At 75.9% G+C, this 1,466-nt stretch carries 1 protein-coding gene and 1 pseudogene; one reads left to right on the forward strand and one right to left on the reverse strand.

Annotation, left to right across the window (positions count from 1 at the left end):
* Positions 1-298: pseudogene (locus AB0J09_RS64595) on the forward strand (6-phospho-beta-glucosidase); the annotation flags it as partial.
* Here the strand turns inward: AB0J09_RS64595 and AB0J09_RS64600 are convergent.
* On the reverse strand, positions 232-1,466 hold a 1,235-nt coding region (locus AB0J09_RS64600), incomplete at its 5' end, for an amidase (protein WP_360714381.1). The pseudogene AB0J09_RS64595 and the gene AB0J09_RS64600 overlap by 67 nt on opposite strands.

Genomic DNA, 1,466 nt, shown 5'->3' on the forward strand with positions numbered 1-1,466 from the left:
GCCCGCGGACGCGGTCGTCGAGATCCCGTGCGCGGTGGACGGCTCGGGCGTCCGCCCCCTGGCCACGCGCCCCCTGCCGGGCCGCTTCCTGGGCCTGGTGCAGCAGGTGAAGGCGGTGGAGCAGGCCGCCATCGAGGCCGCCACGACGGGCTCGGCCCGCCTGGCGGTCGAGGCGTTCGCCCTGCACCCGCTGGTCGACTCGGTGACGACGGCTCGCCGCCTGCTCGACGGCTACCGGGCCCGCATCCCCGAGCTCGCCGCCGTCATCCCCGGCTCGTCCGACTCTTCAAGGGCGTGACCGGCGGCCTCTTCGAGGGCGTGACGGGCGATCTGGAAGAGGTGGAGCTCGCGCCCGGGACGGCAGACGAGCTGCAGTCCCACCGGCAGGCCGTCCACCGTGCCGGCGGGCACGGTCAGCGCGGGCAGCCCCAGCACGTTCCACGGACTGGTCAGGGCGAGCAGGGCTTGCCGCACGGCGACGGGCCGGCCGTCCACCTCGGTCTCACGCTGCTCCAGCAGCGGCGCGACGATGGGCGCGGCCGGCAGCGCCAGCACGTCGTGCCGCTCGAACAGCGCCCCCACGTCCTGGGCGAGCCTGGACCGCGCGGCCTGGGCCCGGACGTACCGCCAGCCGGGGATCTCGGCGGCCGAGCGCAGGCGTTCCAGTACCTCCGGGTTGAACAGCTCGGGCGCCTCGGCCAGCCGGTCGGCGTGCACCGCCGCCGCCTCGCAGCTCTGGATCGCCGTGTACGTCTCCCGCAACTCCTCGCCGAGCCCTTGCCGCAGCCGCACCTCCGCCACGTCACCTGCGACGGCGCGCGCCGCGTGAACCACCCGCGGGTCCCCGGCGAACAGCCCGCCGGGATCGAGCCAGCCCACACGCGCGGGACCGGCGTCCTCACGTAGCTGGGCGGAGGCCAGGCAGCGGTAGGCGATCAGGCAGTCCCGCACGTCCCCGGCCAGGACGCCGACGTGGTCGAGGCTCTGCGACAGGGGGAACACGCCGTCCGCCGGGATCGCCCCGTACGCCGGTTTGAACCCGGCGATCCCGCACAGCGCGGCCGGAATCCGGACCGAACCGCCCGTGTCGGTGCCGAGCGCGAGCGGCACCAGGCCCGCCGCCACGGCAGCCGCGCTGCCGCCGCTGGAGCCGCCGGACATGCGTGCCGGATCCCGAGGGTTGCGCGACGGGCCGTTGGCCGAGCGGTCGCCCGTGGGGCCGTACGCGAACTCGTGGGTGGTGGTCTTGCCTACGATGACGGCTCCGGCTCGGCGCAGCCTGGTCACGCACTCGGCGTCGGTGTCCGGGACGTGTCCGGCGAAGTGCCGCGAACCCATCGTCGCGGGGAGCCCGGCCACGTTGATGAGATCCTTGACGCCGACCGGCACGCCGTGCAGCGGACCCCGGTCGGTGCCCGCGGCCAGCTCGGCGTCCGCCCGCCGCGCTGCGGCCAGCGCCCCGTCGG

This window comes from Nonomuraea sp. NPDC049784 (assembly GCF_040659615.1).
GTDB lineage: Bacteria > Actinomycetota > Actinomycetes > Streptosporangiales > Streptosporangiaceae > Nonomuraea.